Here is a 17147-nt window from a genome sequence, read left to right as displayed (position 1 = left end):
CATTGATGGAAATGCTAGGGGTAGCGTATCACTTACTGGGACTCGAAGTCCACTATTTGAGACGCCTTCTTGTGGTTGGGTGTGAGAATACGAGGACCACGGTGCATCGCGATCTGGCCGGACTTGGCCATCTCCCGAATACCGAAGGGCTCGAGCACCTCGAGCAGCGCGTCCAATTTATCGGGCGCACCGGTGGCCTCGATCACCATGGAATCGGGAGCGACGTCCACGACGCGGGCGCGGAAGAGATTCGCCGCATCCACCACCAGGGGGCGGTTGGCGGCATCGGCGTTCACCTTCACCATGAGCAACGCCCGCGCGATGGTCTTCTCCGGCTCGAGGCGCACCACCTTGAGGACGTGGATCAGCTTGTTCAGCTGCTTGGTGATCTGCTCAATCGAGTCATCGTCGGTGTGGACCACGATGGTGATGCGGTTGACGCCGCGCGTTTCGGTGCGCGCCGAGGTGATCGCGCTCATGGTGTACGCCCGGCGGCTGAATAGCCCAGCAACGCGGGAGATGATGCCGTCGACATCTTGAACGAGCACGCTGAGAGTGTGACGATGGATTTCTTCAGACATTGATTCTTATCCTTCTCTCTTAGCCGCGCGATGCGGAGTCGGTGTCGGCAGCATCCGCTGCGGTGTTCTCTGCGTAGTCACTCTCTGCCTTCGAGGCATGCGCCGCGTAGCCGGAGGCATTGCCATCGGAATAGTCAGAGGCGGACGCGGCCGAGGACTCTTCGTCGAAAAGCGGACGCAGATCACGGGCGTATTGAATATCCGTGTTCGAGGCGCCAGCCGAGACCATCGGCCACACCTGGGCGTCTTGGCCCACGATGAAGTCGATGAGCACAGGCCGGTCGTTGATTTCGCGCGCCTTATTAATGGTGGGCACGATGTCTTCTTCCTTGGTTACGCGGAAGGCGACACAGCCGAGTCCCTCGGCGAGGGCGACGAAGTCCGGCACGTACTCGCCCTGCTCACGCAGCTTGGTGTTGGAGTAGCGGCTCTCATAGAAGAGGGTCTGCCACTGGCGCACCATGCCGAGGTTGCCGTTATTGATCACCGCCACCTTGATGGGCATGTTCTCAATCGCGGAGGTGGTGAGCTCTTGATTGGTCATCTGGAAGCACCCATCGCCATCGATGGCCCACACTTCCTTATCGGGGCAGCCCGCCTTGGCGCCGAGGGCGGCCGGCACGGAATAGCCCATGGTGCCCAATCCGCCGGAGTTCAACCACGTGCGTGGATGCTCGAAGTCAATGAATTGCGCCGACCACATCTGGTGCTGGCCCACGCCGGCACAGTAGATAGCGTCCGGGCCGACTGTTTTAGAAAGCTCTCGGATCACGTGCTGCGGGGTGAGCAAGCCATCATCCACATCATCCCAGCCGCGCGGGAAGCGCTCCTTGAGCGAGTTGAGATAGCTATGCCAGGCGCTGAGGTCCTGAGTGTCAACGGACTCGGAGTCGAAGGCGCGGTTGAAGGCGCTCAGCACCTCGCGGGCATCACCGACGATCGGCACATCAGCCACCCGAATCTTGCCGATCTCGGCCGGGTCGATGTCAGCGTGAATCACCTTGGCCTCGGGGGCGAAGGAATCAACATCGCCGGTGACGCGGTCATCGAAGCGCGCGCCGATGGTGATGAGCAGATCCGCGCGTTGGATCGCCCCCACCGCCGAGACGGTGCCGTGCATGCCCGGCATGCCCATGTTCAGTTCATGATGAGAGGGCACAGTGCCCAGCGCCATGAGCGTAGTGGCCACCGGAATACCGGTTTTGTCGATAAATTCCTGCAGCTCCGCGGAGGCGTTGGCCTTGATGATGCCGCCGCCAGCGTAGATCACCGGCTTGGAGGCTTGGGAGATGAGCTTGACGGCCTCATCGATCTGTCGGCTGTGCGGAGTCACCGTCGGGCGATAGCCGGGGATCTTGATCTTCGGCGGCCACTCGAAGGTCATCTCCGCGTTTTGCACATCCTTGGGGATGTCCAGCAGCACCGGCCCGGGGCGTCCCGTGGTGGCGATGTGATAGGCCTCGGCGAAGGCCCGCGGGATGTCATTGGGGTCGGTGATCATGTAGTTGTGCTTGGTCACGGGCATGGTGATACCGCGGATATCCGCCTCTTGGAAGGCATCCGTGCCCAGCAGGGAGTGCCCCACCTGGCCGGTAATGGCCAGCATCGGAACGGAATCCAGCATGGCGTCGGCGATCGGGGTGACCAAGTTAGTCGCGCCCGGACCAGAGGTGGCGACGCACACTCCGATACGGCCGGTGGCCTGGGCATAGCCGGTGGCAGCATGGCCCGCGCCTTGCTCGTGGCGTACGAGTACGTGGCGCACCTTGGTGGAGGAATAGAGGGGATCATACAGCGGCAGGACGGCGCCGCCAGGAATACCGAAAATGGTATCGATCCCGATGAGTTCCAAGGTCGTTACGATTGCCTGCGCACCAGTCATGCGTTGACCATTCACGGCATCCGCCTGTGAGGTCTGGCTGTGGTGCGCTGCAGCCTGCGATGAGGGCTGTTGCTTCTCGGCCACGGTGGATTGGCTCCTTGTTCGTTGCTGTCACTTGCTATGTACTACGCAGCAGAGTTGTCCCACCAGCACACCGAAAGATAGAGGCGCGGGTGGGCATATCCTGCCGGCGGGGAGTGAAACATCAGCTGTGTAATTATGTCGTAGCACTCAGCGGCGCCTCGAGGGGTAATGGAGGGACACAGACCGCTGATAAACCAAAACCCTCGGCGGGAACTCGTCTGGTGTTCGAGTCCGTCGAGGGCGCGTGCTGTATGGGACGACTAGTACCGACCGCTACGGCGCGCGCCGCTCGGTAATTACGAGTACAAGTCGAATGTTGGTCATGCGGCAATAATACACAGCAGCCCTCGGAACTCACACACAATTCACAGAAACTACCCCCATCAGATGGCAGCGCCGCCGAACCGCTCGCGCCACGACTGACACGCCACTTCCCCACCGCGGCCGCATGCTGCGGCAATAGCGAGCACCCTGCCGGCAACCGCGGACATCACCAGCGCCACGCCGGCGACGGAACTAAAAAATAGAGCTGAGAGTGAGATGAGAGCAGGTCAGGGTGGCTGCGGGTGGGCGTCGATAAGCGCTGATAACTCGTTGGCCACACCGCGGGAAACGACTATTTTAGAAACCACCATGCTCACTCAAGCTCAGTACATCTTCTATCAAACGCTCGACTGGATCGTCAGCCAAGGTCTCACCCTTATCCTTCTCATTCTCTTGGGCCTACTCGTGCCCAGAGTCGGCAGGCTCATCAACCGCTACGTGCAATCCAAATGGGAGGACTCCGAGGAAGACCGCAAGGCCAGTCTCGCGCTCGTCGGCGCGGCCGTCTATATCGGCCAAGGTATCGCCTACTTCCTCCTCATCCTCGTCTTCTTCAAAACCTTAGGGCTCTCGCTCGTGGGTGCCGCCGTGCCGGCGACCGTCATTTCTGCTGCCCTCGGTTTTGGCGCCCAGGCCCTCATCGGCGACTTCCTCGCGGGCTTTTTCATCATCACCGAGAAACAATATGGTGTCGGCGACTGGGTGCAGTTCGAAGGCAATGGCATCAGCGTCGAGGGCGACGTCATGCAGATCACCATGCGCGCCACCAAGATCCGCACCCTCAACGGCGAAAACGTCACTGTCCCGAACGGCACCGCCCGCGTGTGCATCAACTATTCCAACTACTGGGCTCGGGCTGTCGCTGTCCTTCCGGTGCCGCTGCTGGGATGCGACTCTGTTGAATCCGCCATCAGCCGCTCCACGAGCGCCGCCGAGCGCGCCCTCAATGACCCAGTGGTCAAGCGCGATATCATCGGCGAACTCGAAGTGCACCCCGCCGTCGATGTCGTCCCGCCCACCATCGTCGGCATGCCGTGGATGATGACCATGCGCTTTATCGTCCAGGTCAATCCCGCCCGCCAATGGGCCGTCGAACGCGCCATCCGCACCGAAGTACTCAAGGAATTCTGGGACGAATACGGCTCCGCTACCACCGTCGATGGCATGCGCGTTGCCGAGCTTCGCGACGCCACCACACGCCCGCTCGATGCACCCCACTCCCTTGCAGCCCGCTCTTCGCTTGACGACGCCGCCCGCGCCGAAAACAACCCCGCCGACGATGCGGCACACGCCGCTGGTGGAGCTGGCGCTGCGGGCGCTGCCGGGGCTGCTGCCGCTGGAGGGGCCGCTGCTGGTGAGGCTACTGGGGCTGCCGCTTCGGCTGCCGAAGAAGCCCCGACGCAGCAGGCTGCCGCCCTGGCCGATGAACGCACCCGCGGCTTCCCTGCCACCGATGCGCCGGTGACGGAGGAGCCTGGCGTCGATAAGCGCGATGCCGAAGAAGACCAGGGCCCCACGCACATCTTCCGCACGGACGTCTACGAACAGCGCTGGAAGCAGGCGCTCTCACTCGGCGGACGGACGCGTGTCTCCACCACGCTGATGATGATCGCGGCGCTGATATTGCTGATCACCAAGCTATTGACGGTGCAGCCAGCCGAGGACTGGCGGGCCACGACCCGCTTCGTGGACCCAACCACCTCCAGCAGCCAGCCCTCCACCACGCCATCAACCACGCAAGCGCCCGAAACAAGCGAGCCGCAAGTGACACCCGAACCCACCGCCACCAACCCAGCACCCACCAGAACCTCCCCCGCACCCAGCAACTCGCCCGCCCCGAGCAGCTCACCCCGAGAACCAGAGCAGTCCGAACCGGAGAACTCGGAGGCTAATAATCCCAGCGAGACGACGGACGTAGAATAGGCAGCTATGAACTCACGCCCCGGACACTCAGATAAGCCCGCACGATCCTCCCGCGCCCGCAGCACAAACACCGCGGGCCGAGCCGATACTGCCCGCTCGAGTAACCGGGCCGGTGCTGCTGGACGCAACGACGATGCCGTCACCACCTTCCGCCCCGACCGCACCCACATCTTCGCGGCCGTCATCATGATCCTCATCGCGCTCGTCGGCGTGGCCTACAAGCCGCTGATTCTCGGCTGGATCCTGCTCTTGCCGCTGATCTTCATCTATTACGTCTTAAAGTCCGCCACGCTGGTGGGGTCGGCGGGCATCACCATCTCCCCCGCCTTCGGCTCCTCCACGACCGTGCCCTGGGACACTATCGAGGGCGTGGAGTTTTCCGGGGCAAAAGCCCTGCTACGCACCTCCGATTCTCGCAAGCACCGCATGCCGGGCGTAACCTTTAATTCCCTGCCCAAACTGGAAGCCGCCTCGCAGGGCCGAATCCCCGACCCCATCACGCAAGGGCGCGACGCCGCCGCGGAGAAGGTCGAAGTGGTCCATAGAGATGGACGCAGCGAGCTTCGCGAGAAAACACCCGAGCGCGACGCCTCCACCGAACGCAAGGACAAGCCTCAAGACTAGATTGTGGCGCGGTGGCTGCTGCTCGGCTGCGGTGTGCTGGCGCTGGTGCCGTGCTGGGGTGGCGCGGTGGAGCGGTGGCGTGCGATGGTGCGCGGTGGTGCGCGGTGGTCGTTGGTGCGAGCGCACCGCCGCTGGTGAGTGTGTCCGCCGCATGCGCCTCGGCTGATCCCGCATCCTGAGAGCGGCTTCGCCAGCACCATTTCTTCCCAGGGCACACGCGCGGTGGGGGCTACTACGCATCAGCCCGACTCCCCGCGCACACCCCGCCGCCAGTTGCGCTATCCGCGCGAGAAGATCGCGGCGTAGGCCTTCGTTTTTCGCTTGAAAAAGCAGCGTGGAAGCGTCGATAAGCTGCATAAAGCCGATACATCAGCCGAGCACTCTCTCGCAACGCGGTGGGCTAAAGCTGCCCCCGTCACTAATTTTTCAGGGCTGACCCTCTACTCTGTAGCGTAGTCACCCATCAATCGTCATTTTCGGAAGTGTTCACCTTATGATTCCCCTTCGCTCACGTGTGACAACTGTCGGCCGCAATGCCGCCGGGGCGCGTGCCCTCTGGCAAGCAACTGGCACCAAACCGGAGGATTTCGGCAAGCCCATCGTGGCCATCGCCAACTCCTACACTCAGTTCGTTCCAGGACATGTGCACCTGAAGAATGTCGGCGATATCGTCGCCGATGCGGTGCGCGCCGCTGGGGGTGTGCCGAAGGAGTTCAACACCATCGCCGTCGACGACGGCATCGCCATGGGCCACAACGGCATGCTCTACTCGCTGCCCTCGCGCGAAATCATTGCCGACTCGGTTGAGTACATGGTCAACGCCCACACCGCCGACGCCCTGGTCTGTATCTCTAACTGCGACAAGATCACCCCAGGCATGCTCAACGCGGCGCTGCGATTGAACATCCCCACCATTTTCGTCTCCGGTGGGCCCATGGAATCGGGCGAGGCGATCGTGGTTGATGGCGTCGCCAAGCGCGGATCCGATCTGGTGGACGCGATCTCCGCCTCCGCCAATGACACCGTCGATGATCACCACCTCGAGCAAATCAGCAACTCTGCCTGCCCCACCTGCGGGTCCTGCTCCGGGATGTTCACCGCCAACTCGATGAACTGCCTCACCGAGGCCCTCGGGCTGAGCCTGCCGGGCAATGGCTCCACCCTGGCCACCCACGCCTACCGGCGCCGCCTCTTCGAGCGGGCCGGGCAGCGCATCGTGGAGATCGCCCACCGCTACTACGCAGAAGAGGACGCCTCGGTGTTGCCGCGCGCCATCGCCAACCGGGACGCCTTCACCAACGCCATGACACTCGACGTGGCCATGGGCGGTTCCACCAACACGGTGCTGCACATTCTGGCCGCCGCCATCGAGGGCGAGATCGACTTCACCCTCGACGATATCGACGCGATCTCGCGGCGCACCCCGTGCCTGTCCAAGGTGGCCCCCAATTCCGACTACTTCATGGAAGACGTGCACCGGGCCGGCGGCATCCCCGCCATCTTGGGTGAGCTCTACCGCGGCGGCCTACTTAAGGACACCGTCCACTCAGTGCACGCCGATTCCCTGGCCGACTACATCGCCCACTGGGATATTCGCGCCGAGAATCCGAGCGAAGAAGCAACGGATCTCTTCCACGCAGCCCCCGGCGGGGTACGTACTACGCAGCCGTTCTCCACCGAGAACCGCTGGGAAAGCCTCGACACCGACGCCGCCGGTGGATGCATCCGCGACGTCGAGCACGCCTATACCGCCGAAGGTGGCCTGTGCGTGCTGCGCGGCAATATCGCCGAGGACGGCGCCATTTTGAAAACCGCCGGTATCTCCGAGGAGCAATTCCACTTTGAAGGCACCGCCCGCGTCGTGGAATCCCAGGAAGAGGCCGTGTCCGCGATCCTGAATAAGGTGCTGCAGCCCGGCGAAGTCCTCTTCGTCACCTACGAAGGCCCTGCCGGTGGCCCCGGCATGCAGGAAATGCTGCACCCCACCGCGTTCATCAAGGGCGCCGGCTTGGGCAAAAAGTGCGCGCTCGTCACCGATGGTCGCTTCTCCGGCGGCTCCTCCGGGCTGTCCATCGGCCACGTCTCCCCCGAAGCCGCCGCCGGCGGCACCATCGGCCTCGTGCGCACCGGAGACCCCATACTTATCGACGTCGCCACGCGGACCATTCACGCCGATATCTCCGACGAGGAACTCGCCGCGCGCCGCGAAGAGGAAAACTCCCGCGAACGCCCCTTCACTCCACACCAAGACCGACCCCGCGCAGTGAGCAAGGCGCTCAAAGCCTATGCCGCCATGGCGTCCTCGGCAGATAAGGGAGCTGTGCGCATCGTCGACTAGGACGGGCGGCGCTTGTTCCAGGCCGTGGCGGTTGCCGAGTAGAAGGCGTCGATAAGCGCTGTGCGTAGTACGCAACATAAAAAAGGGGCTGGTCTGTGGCGACCAGCCCCTTTTGGCTATGCTCTGCGGCGCTAATTCAGCGGATTAACTCCGGCGCCAAACCACCACAGCGCGACGGCGGCTGCGCCACCAACGAGCACCCACAGCCACGAGCTCAACAAGGGGCGGTGCGCCCACGAGCGGTTGAAGTCGAGGGACAGCTTGCCAGGGCCGGTGAACTGGAGGGCAAGTACTGCCAGAATCATGACTACGCAGAAGAGCACCTCGCCCGACCAATTCAACGGATTCACACCCGCGTTGAGCACATCGATCTGGTGCAGCGCAGACAGCAACGTGGCGACAATACCCACGGCTGCGGCGACTGGGGTCAAGAGACCAAGCAGCAAGAACACACCGGCGAGCAGCTGCAGACTTGGCTGAACAACCGAGAGCAGCCACGGCATGGCGTAGCCGCTGAACTCGTTTTCCAACCCGGATAGGCCCTCGGAGTCGCCAAGCTGGAAGAAGGTCTTCACCCCGGCGAGGATCAGCAGTGCGCCCACGCCCACGCGAAGCAGGAAGATACCGAAGTCCAAGGTGCCACGGCGATGGTCCAACGCCGGGTCATAAGGCTGTTCGGCATCATCGGCCGGCTCCGCCATGTCGCCTTCGACCCACTGGGGGCCGGCAGCCGGCGCTGCAGCCACGCCCGGCGCTTGTGCGTAGTCCGCGTCATAATCCGCCTCGCCTGCCGGCTGGGGACGCTGAAGCGCCACCGTCTCCTCCGCGGCCGGGCGGTTCGGCTCGGGGCGCGGAGGCTGGCGTCGATCAGCGGCAGGCTGGGACGCGGCCGCCGGCGAGCCCTCAGGCTCCGTGGTGCGAGTATCGCGAGCGCTAGTCGGCGCATCCGATGCGAGCGGACGGGAGCGCTCAGGATGCTTATCAGAGGCGGCCTGAGCAGAGGCAGCGGCCGCGGCGGCGCCGGCGCGGGGCATCACGACAGTCTCGTTGCTGTCCTCTTCGCGACTAGGGGTGCTACTACGCACCGGAGCAGCACCGCGCTCGGGTGCGTCGTTCGCAGGCTGTGCTGCAGGCTCTGCAGGTTCTGCAGCGCGCGCTTGCTCGGCCTGGCCGGCCTGGCCGCGGGGTGGAATAGCCTGCGGTGCTGCACGGCCAGTGCGTTCGTAAATACTGCCCGCCGTGGAGCGCTTGCCAGACTTCTTCGGCTCAGGCGTGGAACTCTGCTGCGTAGTAGCAGAGGACTGTTTCTTAGAGTGAGCCTCGTCGCGCGCACTCGCTGCGGGCTGGCTAGCCGCAGGCTTATCGGCTGCGCGTTGCGACTCCGAAGCCTTGGCGTCCTTGGAATCCCGGCGCGCATCGGCCGAGCCCGCGGAATCCTTGGGGTTGTAGGTAGGGATTTCGGTGTCCTCGCCGAAGTCGTCGGCACGGGCCTTGTCGGGGCGGGGGTTCTCAGGCTTGGTCATGCAGCTCAGCGTATAGCGCCGAGCTGGCGAAACGAAGGATTTCCTCACCGGCGCGCCGTGAGTGTGAGGGAACCTTTACAGGATTGTTATTGCTCGAGGGCGGTGGCGGCGTCTAGGACAGCGTCGCTGAGCGCACCCAGGATGGGTGATTCGAGTCGCCAGTGCTGCCAGTAGAGGTGGACTTCTTCGACGCTGTCATCAAGGAGGACCACGTCGCCGCTGTCGAGGAGGGGGCGTAGTTGCGTCTCGGGAAGAAGGCCCCAGCCGAGGCCGACGCGGGCCGCGTAGACGAAGTCTTCCGATGAGGGGATCCAGGAGATGCTGCGGTGGCGGCCGTCTTCGCCACTGCGTAGTCGCCCGAGCAAGTCGTGTTCCTGGAGCTCGTCATTGGGGCCGTAGCGCAGGGCGGGCATCGAGGCCCAGTCGAGGCTGCCGTCGGGGCGGGTGAATGTGTCGAGGAGCCGGGGATGCGCGGCCGCCCGATAGCGCATGACGCCGAGATAGTGGGACTCACAGCCGGAGACGGCCTCGGCCTCGCGGGTGACGGCGCCGAGGACGTCACCGCGGCGCAAGAGGTTGCGGGAATGGGATTCGTCTTCGATGCGTAGTCGCAAAGACGCACTATTCCACGAGGCGACGTCGGCAAGCACCGGCCGAAACCAGGTGGACAGTGAATCGGCATTAATGGCGATGGCTAGGGGCACGCGGCCGAGGCGCCCCCGCATTTGGGCGTTGGTTTCGGCCTGCAGCAGCGCCATGCGGCGGCCCGCCTGGACGAGGATTTCTCCTGCCTCGGTGGCGCGGACGGGGTTGGCGCGTTTGAGCAGTACCCGCCCGATCGTGTTTTCCAGCGCTTTGATTCGCTGGCTGACCGCCGAGGGGCTGATGCCGAGCCGTGAGGCGGCTGCTTCGAAGCTGCCTTCATCGACGACGGCGAGGAGCGTGTTCAGCTTGACGTTGTCCATGAAGCAATTTTAACGCAGGTGAAGAATACTTAATTTTCCTTCACGCGAGGAGTACAAGAATATTGAGTACGTGATTGCACTGAATGGCTTCTTCGTTGGATTGTCCCTGATCATCGCGATCGGACCGCAGAACGCGCTCCTGCTCAAACAAGGCGTTAAAGGAGTCGCCGTGGGCGCGGTCGTCGCCGTCTGCCTCCTCTCCGACATTCTGCTCATTCTCGGCGGCACTGCTGGAATGGGCGTACTCGTCGAGAAGGCCCCCACCGCGCTCGTCGCCCTGAAGTGGGCTGGGGTGGTGTATCTCAGCTACTTTGCCTATACCTGTTTCCGGGATGCGCTCGCTCCGAAGGCAGGCGCACTACGCACCACGGATGTACGCGATCCCGAAGAGATGGATCTGCGTGGCGAGGATGCTACTACGCACAACACCCCCGAGATCATCGCCGAGGCAGGCGCACTCCAGGACACGTCTTACCGCCGCACCGACATCGGCGAGGAGCACGGCGATCACGGCAGTGGCTACGTCTCCGGCGGCAGTGTTGCCACCAAGCGCCGCAGCCGCATCTCAACCTCCGAAAAACCGTGGCTCAGGCCGGTGATCGCCGCGCTCGTGTTCACCTGGTTCAATCCGGCCGCCTATATCGACACGCTGGTCATGCTGGGCGGGCTCGCCAACCAATTCGGCCCCGTCGGCCGTTGGGAATTTTCCGCCGGTGCCCTGGCAGCAAGCGTGTTGTGGTTTCCCACCATCGGTTTCGGTGCGCGTGCGCTAGCCCGGCCGCTGTCGAAGCCACAGAATTGGCGCCGGCTCAACTTCGCCATCGGCATTGTCATGGTGATCATCACGGTGCGGTTGGCTTTGCACTAGCGTGTGAAGCGCATGCGAGGTGGCGTCGACAAGCATTATCGACGCCACCTCGCTTTTTCCAACCCGATGACCTGTGGTTACGGGGCTGCCCACTGCGGCTGCGTAGTTACTTCTTCTTCGACGCGGTCGCCCCGGCCCAAATGTTGATTCCGGCATCATCGGAGGCCTCGTCGATGGCGGTCAACTCGGCGTCTGTGAAATCCAAATTGTCCAGAGCTGCCACGTTGTGGCGCAGCTGTTGCACAGAGGATGCGCCCACCAGGGCCGAGGCCACCGTCAGCTCACCGAAGTCACCTTGCTCGCGCAATACCCAAGCGATGGCCATTTGGGCGAGGCTTTGCCCGCGCTCGCGCGCAATGTCGTCCAGGGCCCGCACCATGGCTAGATTGCTCTCGGAGAGCATGCTTTCGCCAAAAGAGCCCTTTTCGGCCGCGCGAGAATCGGCGGGCACGCCGTCGAGATAGCGGTCGGTAAGTAGCCCCTGGGCCAGCGGCGAGAAGGCAATCACCCCAAGCCCATTGTCGGCGGCGGATTCGAGCAGGGACTCGCCGTCCTCGCCGGGTTCTTCCACCCAACGGTTCACAATCGAATAGCTCGGCTGATGGATCAACAACGGGCAGCCTTCTTCCTGCATGATCGAGGCGGCTTCGGCCGTCAGCTCTGGCCCATAGGAAGAAATACCCACATAGAGCGCTTTTCCGGAGGCGACGATATCGCGCAGGGCATACATCGTCTCCTCCAACGGCGTATCCGGATCGGGGCGGTGGTGGTAGAAGATGTCCACGTAATCCACCCCCAACCGGTCCAGCGATTGATCCAGGGAGGACATCAAATACTTGCGCGAGCCACCAAACCCGTAGGGGCCGGGCCACATATTCCACCCTGCCTTAGAGCTGATGATCATCTCATCGCGATGCCCCGCGAAGTCGCTACGCAGAATCTCACCGAAGTTACGCTCCGCAGAGCCTGCGGGCGGCCCGTAGTTGTTGGCCAAGTCAAAGTGTGTGACGCCGAGATCAAAGGCACTACGCACAATATCTCGCTGCACATCGAGACGACGGTCATCGCCGAAGTTATGCCACAACCCGAGCGACAGGGGCGGCAATTTTAGACCTGAATTGCCCACGCGACGATAGTTCATGGACTCGTAGCGGTCCGGCGCGGGTTGATAAGACTGGGGTGCTTCTACTGTGAATGACATGCTCCCAGTGTGCCTGCGTCAGTGGCGATCGTGCTACTACGAAACAGAGCCTCTCCCCCATTGCCGCTGCTAGCCCATAATATGGGGAAGATGACTACGCATCAGCTCTACGACTCCACTCTTGAACTACTTCGTACACTGATCCGCAACGCCTGCGTCAACGATTTCACTCCCGGCTCGGGCAACGAGGAGCGTACCGCCGAGACTCTCCGTGAGTTCTTCTCAGACGCCCCGGCCGAAGTTCGTGAGCGTCTCTCAATTGACAGCATTGAGCCCAGCCCAGGTCGCACCACTCTCATCGTTACTGCCGCCCCAGCCAAAGATGAGGGGCTCTCGCCTCTTACCTTCTTTGGCCACACCGACGTCGTTGTCGTCGACGAACAGCACTGGACCAAGCCGTGCTTCGACGCGGTGATCGAAAACGGCAAGATCTATGGCCGGGGCGCAGTAGACATGTTGTTCATCACTGCAGTGCAAGCTGTTGTGACTAAATGGGCTGCCGCACAGAATCATCTTCGCCGCCCGATCCAATTTGCTGCTCTCGCCGATGAAGAGGCACGCGGTGGACTCGGGGCGGGTTGGATCGCCGAGAACCGGCCCGATGCTCTTTCCTTTGATCATTGCCTCGGTGAGACCGGCGGTGGGCACATCGTGCTCAATGGCACGTCGCGCTGCGTAGTAGTCAACGCCGGTGAGAAAGGAGCTGCCCAGCGACGTATTCACTTCACCGGAGATCCTGGGCACGCATCGACTCCGTGGGGAACAAAAATGACCACTGGCATCCTGGGTGAAGTCACCACCCGGCTAGCCGCATTGTCTATCCCTTCTGATCAACCCCTGTGGGAGCCGTTCGTCCGTGCCTTCGAGTTCGACCCCGAAACTGAGCGCGCTTTTCTCGCCCACGAGACGAGCGATTACAGCCCGTTTGGCGAGATGTCACGCTTCGCGCATGCAATCTCCCACACCACTGTGGCGCCCACGGTTGTTCGCGCCGGCGGCCCCATCAACGTTCTTCCCTCGTCTGGGTATGTGGATCTCGATATCCGCCCGACCCCGGGCATGACCCAAGACGATGTCGATGCCCATCTCCTCGACGCTATTGGCGAGCTGCGTAGTCACTGCCGCATCGAACGACTGATCTGCGAAGATGCCACAGTATCCCCCACCGATTCGCCGCTCTACGACGCGATCAGCGCAACTTTGGCCGAGCTCTTCCCCGAGGAGCAGGTGCTGCCCATCATCGCTTCAGGTGGTTCAGACTTGCGCTTCGCCCGTAAAATGGGCGGCGTCGGCTATGGCTTTGCAGCACATGCCGCGGGGCGCACGCTCGGCAACGTGCAGGCCCAGCTGCACGCCCACGACGAGCACCTGCATCTCGAAGACCTGGAGCTGACTCTCCGCGCATACCTAGGAGTGACTGAACGCTTCGCAGCTGCGTAGTCCCCATGCGCCTTAACGACGCCGCCCGCACTGTTCCCAACCGCCTCGCACGGGCGTCCACCCTCCTCGTCCGCCGCCACTGCTAGGGACGCAGGGGTGTAGTTCTCACCAAAGGTGGCGCAACGCTAACTCTGAGCGTCGGTGGCGGTGTCCTGGCTGTGATAGGCACACGGCTCGGGCCAGGGCTGGGCCCGTACTTTTGCACCGGGTGCTTGCTGCGCTGCCACGGAGTCGTTGACGTGGACTTCTGGGCTGGATTCTGCGGCGTGTGCCCCGCGGGTCGCACCTACTCGCCCCGTCTTGGGGTCCCGCGCTGCATGATGTTTGCTGTGGTGGGCGCGGGTGTCATCGTTGTCGCTGTGGTGGATGCGACAAAGACAGGTGAGGTTGTCAATATCTGTCGCCCCACCCTGCGCATAAGGCTCGATATGGTGAATGTCGCATTTGGAAATGGGGGTCGAGCACCCAGGATGCGAGCACACATTCTGCGCCGCAGCCAAGGCAATGCGCTGAAAAATATTGGCACAGCGCTCGAATCGCCCTAGCCGAAGAACATCGCCGGTATGCGGATCGTGGACTGCAAGGAATCCGTATTTTTTCATGCCGAGCGCCATGACTTGCTCAGTGGTCAAGGGAATACCTGTGTTGGTGGGGTGCTCGATGCCGGCATTGGCGTAATCGCAGTGGGTGAAATCTTTAGGCGAAATGCACACCACCAGCGTGCTGTCTGCATTCCCTGTGCCGCGTTTAATGACGGTGCTAAACGCCTCTTCGTAGCGTTGGTGATAAGAACGCTGATCACCCTTGGGGCGAGGCTTTCTCATTTCGCGATCGACCTGATCTGTCAGGACTGCTGCTGCATCAGGTGCAATACGCCCGAATATCCCCACATTGCCATCGGTTCCGGGTTTGGTGATAGTTAAGCGTCGAGAAGCGGCGCTATCGCGGTGCGCGTCGGGCAGCGAACTATTTACCCGGCGCACGCGCAGAATCAGCAGCTCACGGGTGTCATCATAGGAATGCTCGGCGCCATAGCTGACCGCCTCGAGGCGAATCGATTCGCGAATGCGCGCATCTTTCGTGCGCAACCCAGCCAAACTCGTTTCAATAAGCCGGCGCATATCGGCGCTCAACCGATGACGCCGCAGCTTATCGACGCTCAAAGCCCGCAACTGGCGAGCCTCTTCAACGCGCTGCGCCGTCTCGTGAGCCGGCTCGTCCTCTGGCGGTGCGTCCTTTATCGGCCCGTATAACCGTGCCGCTTGGGTAGACACATTCGATGCCCGCGTTTTCGACCACCCCAGGGTGTCTTGTAAAAACCGCACGGGCTTTTTCGTACCAGCCACAGCAACAGCCTTCTCACTTCGCACGCGGTGCGCGAGCAAAACATCAGTGTGAGCTTTCAGGTCTTGAAGCTGCTCCAATCTCTGATAGGTGGCTATAACGTGGTCGAAATCCTCCACCCCTGATTCCAATTCTTCGGTGAGACGAAGCAAAAAGGCCTCGTATTGGCTAATTTCGTCGATAAGTGCAGTCATCGTGTGTCCCCCATGGCAACAATGCTCGTCGTTGTGTGTGTTGACAGCACTGTGACAAATCCGTGCCCCCTCCGCCACGCTTTCGCCGTGCCACGCGACTGACTTGTGGATTGCGCGAAATTTATGCACAGCCTGGGACGATGGTTGTGCGGTCATCGACACTCTCGGGTAGGCACTACGCATCAGAGCGCACACAGGGAAAACACGCCGCCACCGCTAATGCGTAGTCCCTTCCCCCACACACCAACCCACCCAGGCTGCGCGCACGAAAAAGCCGGCAGCACCTCTCTCGAGGTCGCTGCCGGCAGCTCTGCTGCGTAGTTACTGTAGCTTCGAAGCGATGAGCTGGTTGACTACCGCCGGGTCGGCCTTGCCGCGGGTAGCCTTCATCACGGCGCCGACGATGGCACCGGTGACCTTTTTGTTGCCGGCCTTGTACTTTTCCACGATGTCAGGGTTGGCAGCCAAGGCCTCGTCGACGGCCTTCTCGATGGTGCCGTCGTCGCGCATCACTTCAAGGCCGCGCTGGGACACAACCTCCGAGACGCTGCCCTCGCCAGCGAGCACGCCATCAACGGCCTGGCGGGCGAGCTTGTTGGTGAGCTTGCCCTCGTTGATCATGCCCACAACTTCGGCGACCTGCTCGGGGGTGATGTCCAGCTGCTCAAGATCGACCTCGAGCTCGTTGGCCTTTTGGGACAGATAGGACACCCACCACGAGCGGGCTTCAGCAGAGGTGGTGCCCGCGTCCATGGTGGCGACGATGAGATCGAGGGCGCCTGCGTTCACCAGATCGCGCATGGCGGCATCCGATAGCTCCCATTCCTCCTGCAAGCGCGCCCGACGCACCCACGGCAGCTCCGGCAGCGTAGCGCGGATCTCCTCTACCCACTCGCGCGGTGCAACCACCGGCGGCAGGTCAGGGTCATTGAAGTAGCGGTAGTCATCGGCGGTTTCCTTGCGGCGACCCTGCGTGGTGGTGCCATCAGTTTCCTGATAGTGGCGAGTCTCCTGGCGGATCGAGCCCCCATCCTGCAGCACCGCGGCCTGGCGCTGCATCTCGAAGCGCACGGCCTGTTCCACGGACCGCACCGAGTTGATGTTTTTGGTCTCGGTGCGGGTACCGAACTCGCTTTGCCCGATGGGGCGCAGGGACAGGTTGGCGTCGCAACGCATCGAGCCCTGGTCCATGCGAGCATCGGAGACCCCAAGGGCCTTGACGAGATCACGCAGCGCAGACACATAGGCGCGGGCCACCTCGGGGGTGCGGGCGCCGGCGCCTTCGATCGGCTTGGTCACGATCTCAATAAGCGGCACACCGGCTCGGTTGCAATCAACCAGCGAGGAGGTGGCGCCCTGGAGGCGTCCGTCGGCACCGCCGATGTGGGTCAGCTTGGCGGTATCTTCCTCCATATGAGCGCGCTCGATCTCGACGCGGAATATCTCGCCATCATCGAGCACCACATCGAGGTAGCCGTCATAGGCGATCGGCTCATCGTACTGCGAGATCTGGTAATTCTTCGGCTGGTCCGGATAGAAGTAGTTCTTGCGGGCGAAGCGCGAGGACTCCGCGATCGAACAATTCAACGCCAAGCCAATCTTGATCGCCCATTCCACGCCCTTGGCATTAACTACCGGCAGCGCCCCGGGCAGGCCCAAGCTCACCGGATCCACATTCGAGTTCGGGGTGTCTCCGAAATGCGCGGAGCTCGCCGAGAACATTTTAGTCTCTGTCGACAGCTCCACATGCACCTCAAGCCCCATCACGGGATCGTAGGTGGCGAGGACATCCTCGAAGTCCATCAGGTCAAAATCCGCTTGCGTCATAGCACCCCATAATAGTTCATGGCCCGCAC

12 protein-coding genes are annotated in these 17147 nt (G+C 62.4%); 5 read left to right on the top strand and 7 right to left on the bottom strand.

Going from position 1 to position 17147, the window contains the following annotated elements; translation table 11 throughout:
- Nucleotides 1–32: 32 nt before the first annotated feature.
- Both ilvN and GBB14_RS04015 read right to left on the bottom strand, forming a co-directional pair.
- Nucleotides 33–581: an acetolactate synthase small subunit gene (ilvN, locus tag GBB14_RS04020; RefSeq protein ID WP_151530309.1), complete on the bottom strand. Its 549-nt coding sequence runs from the start codon at nucleotides 579–581 to the stop codon at nucleotides 33–35.
- A 19-nt stretch (nucleotides 582–600) separates the two neighbouring features.
- Nucleotides 601–2547, bottom strand: a complete 1947-nt coding sequence (locus tag GBB14_RS04015) for an acetolactate synthase large subunit (protein ID WP_151530310.1) — start codon at nucleotides 2545–2547, stop codon at nucleotides 601–603.
- A gap of 633 nt (nucleotides 2548–3180) precedes the next feature.
- Between GBB14_RS04015 and GBB14_RS04010 the strand changes: the two genes are divergently transcribed.
- From GBB14_RS04010 to ilvD, 3 genes are all read left to right on the top strand, one after another.
- Nucleotides 3181–4794 carry a mechanosensitive ion channel family protein gene (locus tag GBB14_RS04010; protein WP_192796248.1) on the top strand — a complete coding sequence of 538 codons (1614 nt, stop codon included), beginning with the start codon at nucleotides 3181–3183 and terminating at the stop codon, nucleotides 4792–4794.
- 6 nt (nucleotides 4795–4800) lie between these two features.
- Nucleotides 4801–5418, top strand: a complete 618-nt coding sequence (locus GBB14_RS04005; protein ID WP_151529998.1) for a PH domain-containing protein — start codon at nucleotides 4801–4803, stop codon at nucleotides 5416–5418.
- 493 nt (nucleotides 5419–5911) lie between these two features.
- Nucleotides 5912–7756, top strand: coding sequence for a dihydroxy-acid dehydratase (ilvD, locus tag GBB14_RS04000; protein WP_151529997.1), 1845 nt, complete (start codon nucleotides 5912–5914; stop codon nucleotides 7754–7756).
- A gap of 131 nt (nucleotides 7757–7887) precedes the next feature.
- Here the strand turns inward: ilvD and GBB14_RS03995 are convergent, their stop codons facing one another.
- Together GBB14_RS03995 and GBB14_RS03990 are read right to left on the bottom strand one after the other, a co-directional pair.
- On the bottom strand, nucleotides 7888–9279 hold the full coding sequence (locus GBB14_RS03995; protein ID WP_151529996.1) for a DoxX family protein: 1392 nt from the start codon (nucleotides 9277–9279) through the stop codon (nucleotides 7888–7890).
- Nucleotides 9280–9365: 86 nt separating this feature from the next.
- Complete coding sequence (locus GBB14_RS03990) at nucleotides 9366–10244, bottom strand: LysR family transcriptional regulator ArgP (protein WP_151529995.1); 879 nt, start codon at nucleotides 10242–10244, stop codon at nucleotides 9366–9368.
- A gap of 70 nt (nucleotides 10245–10314) precedes the next feature.
- On the opposite strand from GBB14_RS03990, the gene GBB14_RS03985 reads away from it, so the two are divergent.
- On the top strand, nucleotides 10315–11112 hold the full coding sequence (locus tag GBB14_RS03985; protein ID WP_151529994.1) for a LysE/ArgO family amino acid transporter: 798 nt from the start codon (nucleotides 10315–10317) through the stop codon (nucleotides 11110–11112).
- 106 nt (nucleotides 11113–11218) lie between these two features.
- Here GBB14_RS03985 and mgrA read toward each other — a convergent pair whose 3' ends face one another.
- Entirely contained in the window at nucleotides 11219–12313 is a 1095-nt protein-coding gene (gene mgrA, locus GBB14_RS03980; RefSeq protein ID WP_151529993.1) for an L-glyceraldehyde 3-phosphate reductase, read from the bottom strand.
- A 90-nt stretch (nucleotides 12314–12403) separates the two neighbouring features.
- Here mgrA and GBB14_RS03975 point away from each other — a divergent pair, with 90 nt between their 5' ends.
- A complete protein-coding gene (locus tag GBB14_RS03975) occupies nucleotides 12404–13753 on the top strand; it encodes a M20/M25/M40 family metallo-hydrolase (RefSeq protein ID WP_370451585.1) in 1350 nt (449 codons plus the stop codon).
- Nucleotides 13754–13878: 125 nt separating this feature from the next.
- Here the strand turns inward: GBB14_RS03975 and GBB14_RS03970 are convergent, their stop codons facing one another.
- Together GBB14_RS03970 and gatB are read right to left on the bottom strand one after the other, a co-directional pair.
- Nucleotides 13879–15291 carry an HNH endonuclease signature motif containing protein gene (locus GBB14_RS03970; RefSeq protein WP_192796163.1) on the bottom strand — a complete coding sequence of 471 codons (1413 nt, stop codon included), beginning with the start codon at nucleotides 15289–15291 and terminating at the stop codon, nucleotides 13879–13881.
- A 321-nt stretch (nucleotides 15292–15612) separates the two neighbouring features.
- Nucleotides 15613–17118, bottom strand: a complete 1506-nt coding sequence (gene gatB / locus GBB14_RS03965) for an Asp-tRNA(Asn)/Glu-tRNA(Gln) amidotransferase subunit GatB (protein ID WP_151529990.1) — start codon at nucleotides 17116–17118, stop codon at nucleotides 15613–15615.
- Between the last annotated feature and the right edge of the window lie 29 nt (nucleotides 17119–17147).

Source organism: Corynebacterium sp. 51B (assembly GCF_008930785.1).
Lineage (GTDB): Bacteria > Actinomycetota > Actinomycetes > Mycobacteriales > Mycobacteriaceae > Corynebacterium > Corynebacterium megadyptis.
This window is presented reverse-complemented; position numbering and strand designations above follow the sequence as displayed.

Excerpts from the sequence above, each read along its gene's own strand:
- gatB (WP_151529990.1), bottom strand. The coding sequence starts at position 17,118 with ATGACGCAAGCGGATTTTGACCTGATGGACTTCGAGGATGTCCTCGCC.
- GBB14_RS04005 (WP_151529998.1), top strand. The coding sequence starts at position 4,801 with ATGAACTCACGCCCCGGACACTCAGATAAGCCCGCACGATCCTCCCGC.
- GBB14_RS04010 (WP_192796248.1), top strand. The coding sequence starts at position 3,181 with ATGCTCACTCAAGCTCAGTACATCTTCTATCAAACGCTCGACTGGATC.
- GBB14_RS03975 (WP_370451585.1), top strand. The coding sequence starts at position 12,404 with ATGACTACGCATCAGCTCTACGACTCCACTCTTGAACTACTTCGTACA.
- mgrA (WP_151529993.1), bottom strand. The coding sequence starts at position 12,313 with ATGTCATTCACAGTAGAAGCACCCCAGTCTTATCAACCCGCGCCGGAC.
- ilvN (WP_151530309.1), bottom strand. The coding sequence starts at position 581 with ATGTCTGAAGAAATCCATCGTCACACTCTCAGCGTGCTCGTTCAAGAT.
- GBB14_RS03970 (WP_192796163.1), bottom strand. The coding sequence starts at position 15,291 with ATGACTGCACTTATCGACGAAATTAGCCAATACGAGGCCTTTTTGCTT.
- GBB14_RS03995 (WP_151529996.1), bottom strand. The coding sequence starts at position 9,279 with ATGACCAAGCCTGAGAACCCCCGCCCCGACAAGGCCCGTGCCGACGAC.
- GBB14_RS03990 (WP_151529995.1), bottom strand. The coding sequence starts at position 10,244 with ATGGACAACGTCAAGCTGAACACGCTCCTCGCCGTCGTCGATGAAGGC.
- ilvD (WP_151529997.1), top strand. The coding sequence starts at position 5,912 with ATGATTCCCCTTCGCTCACGTGTGACAACTGTCGGCCGCAATGCCGCC.